The following is a 6,002-nucleotide window of genomic DNA, read 5'->3' as shown; positions in this document are numbered from 1 at the left end:
CCTGCGGCGGGTCGTCTCATCAGCCAATTCTCTTCCAACCCATGGCGTTCCCCGCGGAGCGTTTTTATGTCATAGGATGCAATTTCCTATGACAAGAAAGAAGCTCGCTCGCGCGCTTCTCCGCCTGCGGCGGGTCGTCTCATCAGCCAATTCTCTTCCAACCCATGGCGTTCCCCGCGGAGCGTTTTTATGTCATAGGACGCAATTTTCTATGACAAGAAAGAAGCTCGCTTGCGAGCTTCTCCGCCTGCGGCGGGTCGCTTCTGCGACAAAATTCTCTTCCGACGCATGGCGATCCTCGCGGAGCGTTTTTATGTCATAGGATGCAATTTCCTATGACATAAAAACATTCTTTGATATTAAATATATGACAGGAAGGGTGATTTATTCTTGTACTTTATCTAAATACCGGAAACCTTATGATTGCTGAAGGGCTCCGGAGCTGTCAAAATGATAAAGGACTCCATCGATGGTCTGATCCCCTGTCACCATAGCGCCTGAAGGCTGACAGTAATACTTCACACCGTTTTCCTCAATCCAGCCAGTTTTCATATAGCCCTCTGCATCGAAATAATACCAGATTTCCGTTCCCGGTTCTCTCCACCAGCCACCCGCCGGATAACTTCCATCAGAATTGCGGTACCACCAGCGGCCATCTGCCGTGGGAATCCACTCAGCTTTGTACACTACACTGATCGTGTCTGTCTCTTTTACCTCCGCCGAGCTGTCTCCGGAAACTCCCGGTCCGGAATGATCCGTATCGATCTTACCTCCATTTTTCAAAAGCTCTGCATAATCCTCACTGATATAGCAGGTATCAGACTCCTCAGACCAGTAGCCGTCCCGATAATTTTTAGAACGATTCTTTGCAAGGGCGCGAACTTTGAAAGTATAGTCGCCCTCTGCAGTCATTTTTTTCTTAAAATTATAATAGTCCTTTTTCGTCTTGATTGAAGAAGTTTTCTGCTCGTTGCGGTACAGATAAACCTCATATTCATAGGCATTCTCCACCTCATCCCACCGGGCTATGGTATCATCCTCCTCATCCCAGTAGGTATTCTCCACTGTATCCAAGCGCTCTGCTGCCGCCCATACGCTTATAACAGAGGCTGCTGACAGAGCTGCCGCTGCCACCACCACAACCAGTTTTTTCCAAATTCCGCTCTTTTTCATGGTAAAACCTCCTTTAAAAACTATTGGTTCCACATTGTCATTTATATGTATTATACAAAAACACCTGGAAAACCGCAATGGCTCTACCCTCCCGGAAATCTTTCAGTTTTATTAAATTTCCGGAAACTTCTCAAATCATTTATTGTCTGCAGAAAAAAGGGAGAACAGCCCCTTAGCAGGCTGCTCTCCCTTTTCTCTGGCATGGGGATTACAGATATCGGTATGGAGGTCCGATGCTCTGTATGCCTTTTTCAATTAGATAGTCAACACTCCCAGAACCAATCCGGCAATCAGACATACAATGCTGACGCCCCAGATCCAGAAGAAGCAGGTCTTAATATGAGCCTTGATTTCAACTCCCGCAAGTCCGATTCCCAGAAATGTTGCCGGAACAACCGGACTGATAAAAGTTGCACAATTGCGGCATACTACCATGGTAATTGCTGTGTGAGCCGGATCCACACCAAACTGGTTTCCTACACCTATCAGAACCGGAAGCAAACCATAGAAATAGGAGTCTGTACAGAACATCAATGTAAGCGGTACAGAAAGTACACCAATAATCAGCGGCAGGAAACGTCCCATAGACTGGGGCATCATGGATGCCAGCATAGTTGCCATGTGATTCATAATCTGGCTGTCTTCCAGGACACCCAGGAACACACCTGCAGCCAGAATGGTTGAGGCCATAGTTAAAGCCGGGCCTGCATGAGATTTAATAATTTTTCCCTGAAGCTTTGCTCCCGGATAGTTTACCAGAAGAGCAACCACACATCCTACCATAAAAATATAATAGGACGGAACCTTTACAAACACAAGTGCCAGAATAATAATCAAAGTCCAAATCAGATTAAATACAAACAGCTTTGGTCTTGCCAGTCCATTGTCTGCTGTTGTCTCTGCCATCTCTTCGGTATCCTCGTATCCCTCGATTATCAGGGTACTGTTTTCGCCTGCTCCGCGCTTTTTCTCCACAGTTCCCCAGAAGATCGCAGTAATCAAAGCAATTACAATACCTACAAGCTGCATCGGAAGAAGCTTCATCCACAGTACATTTGCATCAATACCAAGGACAGATGCAGATCGCATAGTCGGACCGCCCCACGGAAGCAGATTCATAACTCCCATAGCTGTTACACAGATTAACAGCAGTGTAGTTGGACGCATTTTCAGCTTTTTATACACAGGAAGCATAGCTGGAAGCGTAATCAGAAATGTGGAAGCGCCGCCTCCATCCAGATGTCCAATCATTGCAATGATGCAGGTCATCAGAGCACCCCCTACTACATTGTTTCCTACCCTTTTCATTAATGCATTAATAATACGATCAAACATTCCAACATCTGTCATAATTCCGAAAAACAGAACGGAAAAAATAAACAGAGCAGCTGTAGAGTGTACGCCCTTTACACCCTCAGCGATAAACTCTCCCATCTCATTGATGGAATAGGTTCCTGTCAGAACCAAAATCAGTGCGGTAACCGTTGATACGCCAATAAACGCAATGACAGGTACGGTGATATTCCGCAGCAGCAGTACAATGATCATGACGATCGTAGCAAAACCAAGCATGGCAAGCATCGTCTCATTCCTTTCTTCTGTTTCTCCAGAATCCGGGACAGATTTTTACAAAAGATATGATTTATGAAGCTGTCTGGGGCAATTCTGTCGCCGTAGATGATAATGCCATCATGGTCTATATCAATCGCCTCCAAAGCAAGATTGAAGATGACCGTCAGAAGCCTGCTCATATTCTTACGGTTCGGGGACTGGGATACCGTTTTGTCCCCTAGAACCGTTTCGAGCTATTATTTGTGATACGGTTCTCCGCTGATAATTCGATAACTGCGGTAAATCTGCTCCAGCAAAATCACCCGCATCAGCTGGTGAGGAAATGTCATGGGAGAAAAGCTCAGATGATAATCCGCCCGTTTCAGAACCTCGTCAGAAAGCCCCAGAGAGCCTCCGATAATCAGAACAATCTGGCTCTGACCATCTACCCCCAGCTTATTCAGCTTACTGGCCAGCTGTTCAGAGCTCAGCATGGTTCCCTGCACAGCCAGGGCAATCACATAAGCACCGTCCTTAATCTGCGCCAGGATCCGGCTCCCCTCTTTTTCTTTAATCTGCCGTTCCTGAGCCTCACTGGCTCCGTCCGGCGTTTTTTCATCTGCCACCTGAATCACTTCCAACCGGCAATAACGGCTCAGCCGTTTGCTGTATTCTGCAATGGCATCTGTATAAAATTTTTCTTTGATCTTCCCAACTGCAATTACTGTAATCTTCACTATCCCTGTCTCTCCCGCATTTTTCCCGTCTTCCGTTTCCTTCTCCTTCCGGATTTTACTACCCGAACCGGACGTCCTTCTCTTTTTTGTTCTATTCCATAGATAATTTCCAGAAAACGGCTGACCTCATCCCATGCTTCCCGGCTTTCTGGAATCAGGCGCATAGCCATCTGGAATACATGAAACATTCCGTCATATACCGACAGCCGTACCTTTCTGTGGGCTCTCTTCAGCTTTCCGGCCACAGTCAGAGTATCCGAAAGAAGTACTTCCTCGCTTCCCACCTGCAAAAGCACCGGAGGAAAGCCCTCGTAGGTTCCGAAAGCAGGAGAAATATAAGGATTCTTCGGATCCGCATTTCCAATATAAGGACTGTTATAAAGCATATTTTCTCTGGTCCCTCCAAACTGAGGATCCCGCTCAAAATTATAAGTATGGGATTCTCCGCTGCAGGTCAGATCAGTCCACGGAGACATCAAAACCATTCCACCTGGCATGGGAAGTCCGTGATCCCGAAGGTACAAAACAAGGGCCAGAGCCAGACCGCCCCCTGCAGAATCGCCTGCCACAATGATTTTCTCTGCAGCATAATGGCGTTCCTCCAAAAGCCAGCCATAAGCAGCCACCGCATCTCCCAAAGCCGCCGGAAAAGGAAACCTGGGCGCAACCCGGTAGTCCACCGTCAGCACATCGCCTCCCAGACTCCGCCTGGAATACTGCATGGCAAAATCCCGATACGTGTTTTTCATGGGACCAATATAGCCTCCCCCATGAAGCTGCAGAATCACTCTGCCTGTAAAAACACCGGAGGGCCGAAGATATTCCATCTTGCAGTCCCCCAGCTCAATAATTTCATAATCGTAATCTGCCGGGCAGATCCAGGCAGGCTCCACCGGATTTGCCCGGTATTCTCCTGTCTGAAACTTATGTCCCATGGCCGAGTCCATCATATTTTTCATCATGTCCCGCACCACCTTGCCCCGCAAACTGACTTTTTCTTTTCTCATCCGTTCACCTGCTGCCTGTCATACTTATTCTGTCTTTCTCTGCAATCCCTATGATGTCTTCTGTTTATACATGAAATCTGCGCTTCAGTTCATCCTCCCAGCTTCTTTGCCCGCTTGCATATTCAAAAATGCCTCTGGCTGCCGTTCCGCCGGTGCGTCCTACTTTCCGGGCCAAACGGGCTGCCTTCTCCTCGCCGCCCTTCTGAAGAATCAGAATCTTGCGGATTCGCGGATACATATCCCGCTTTCTGGCTGCACACAGCTCATTTCCCTCCAAACGCACAGAGATTCCGTCCTGTCTCAGCTTTCTGAAAAATCTCTTCTGCAGACAGCTGTCTGCAAAAACAGATGTAAAAGTGACAACCACCTCATCTCCCCAGGCGCAGACTGCACATTTCACCGGCTGTTTTCTGGAAACGCCGATCATCATATGAAACCGCTTAACATCCTCTTTGTACTGCGGATCCATTGATATGGGGCCAATATTGGAAAGAGTCATGGTATAGGCCCGATCCTTCATTCCGAAAATCATCCGAAGAACCGGAGCTTTGATAAACAGGGGAATTGCCCTTAAATACCATTTTTTCTCATTTGACACATTATAGGAAATATTCTGCTCCAGCTTTTCCTTGTCAATTTTCCGATCCATCTGCCGGCTGATTTTTCCAAGAAGCGTATCAAAATCCATGTGAGGATCTGAAAAAAGCTGTCCAATCATCGTTACCGCGAAAAAATTCGCCATCGTCTCAGAACCGAAAAAGGCCCTCAAATTAATGGGGAGATTCAAAACCACAGGAAGCTTTCCTGCTCCTCCGCGAAGATACTCCTGCCAGATGGACCAGATCAGAACAGCTGCCAGATACTTTGTCACACTGACCTTGTGGCTTTTGCACACCTGCTTCAGCTGCGCCAGATTCACATAGCCATGAAGCACCTGACCAGTTCCCAGAGGCAGATACGCCCCCTCCAGGCGATAGGCAGGACGCGAGCTGTAGCTTTTATGCTTCATTTCCCGATAATTTTCCAGATAACTGTCCTCTGTATGAAAACGAAGCTGTGCCTCGTCCCGATCATCCTCCGAGGTCCATTCATCAGAAGCCTCTCCTCGTTTCAGATTCAGATACTGGGCAGTCAGGCTTTTCAGAAAATTCGCAGCCCCCAGGCCATCTGTCAGCGCATGAAACACCTCCAGATTAATCCGGTTCCCATAATAGGAAACCCGGAAAAGAAAACGCTGGCTTCCATGAGGATCCAGATACCGGCAGGGATAGGTATTCTCCCGCTGTACCCTGGGGATCCTGGTATTCTCCTCAAAGTAATACCAGAACAGGCCCCGGCGCAGCTTCACCCGAAAATTCCTGATATGGGGCAGAATATCCTCCAGCGCCTGCTGCAGAATGTCCGGATCCACCGGCTCCTTCAGAGTCACAGAAATGCGAAATACCTGGCTCATCTGCTCATTGGCAATAACCGGGAAAATTTTCGCCGTATTATCCAGTCTCCTCCAACGTTTTCTCCATTTTTTTCTTTCCAT

Annotated in this window: 6 protein-coding genes; 1 reads left to right on the top strand and 5 read right to left on the bottom strand. The window is 47.6% G+C overall.

Annotated features, from left to right (window positions below; all coding sequences use genetic code 11):
* Positions 1-417 precede the first annotated feature (417 nt).
* Together ACESON_RS14315 and ACESON_RS14310 are read right to left on the bottom strand one after the other, a co-directional pair.
* Positions 418-1,173: a hypothetical protein gene (locus ACESON_RS14315; protein WP_373110581.1), complete on the bottom strand. Its 756-nt coding sequence runs from the start codon at positions 1,171-1,173 to the stop codon at positions 418-420.
* A 255-nt stretch (positions 1,174-1,428) separates the two neighbouring features.
* Positions 1,429-2,754 (bottom strand): CitMHS family transporter, encoded by a 1,326-nt coding sequence (locus tag ACESON_RS14310; RefSeq protein WP_373110579.1) that lies wholly within the window; start codon positions 2,752-2,754, stop codon positions 1,429-1,431.
* 56 nt (positions 2,755-2,810) lie between these two features.
* On the opposite strand from ACESON_RS14310, the gene ACESON_RS14305 reads away from it, so the two are divergent.
* A complete protein-coding gene (locus ACESON_RS14305; protein ID WP_373110577.1) occupies positions 2,811-2,966 on the top strand; it encodes a helix-turn-helix domain-containing protein in 156 nt (51 codons plus the stop codon).
* 15 nt (positions 2,967-2,981) lie between these two features.
* On the opposite strand, the gene rlmH is transcribed toward ACESON_RS14305, so the two are convergent.
* From rlmH to ACESON_RS14290, 3 genes are all read right to left on the bottom strand, one after another.
* Entirely contained in the window at positions 2,982-3,461 is a 480-nt protein-coding gene (gene rlmH / locus ACESON_RS14300) for a 23S rRNA (pseudouridine(1915)-N(3))-methyltransferase RlmH (protein WP_177958133.1), read from the bottom strand.
* Complete coding sequence (locus tag ACESON_RS14295) at positions 3,461-4,468, bottom strand: alpha/beta hydrolase (protein ID WP_373110576.1); 1,008 nt, start codon at positions 4,466-4,468, stop codon at positions 3,461-3,463. Before ACESON_RS14295 ends, rlmH begins: the two co-directional genes overlap by 1 nt.
* Positions 4,469-4,532: 64 nt before the next feature.
* Positions 4,533-6,002 (bottom strand): hypothetical protein, encoded by a 1,470-nt coding sequence (locus ACESON_RS14290; RefSeq protein ID WP_373110574.1) that lies wholly within the window; start codon positions 6,000-6,002, stop codon positions 4,533-4,535.

The organism is Lachnoclostridium sp. Marseille-P6806, assembly GCF_964238185.1.
Lineage (GTDB): Bacteria > Bacillota > Clostridia > Lachnospirales > Lachnospiraceae > Brotaphodocola.
Note: the sequence above shows the minus strand (reverse complement) of the source record. Positions and strands in the feature narration are given on the sequence as shown.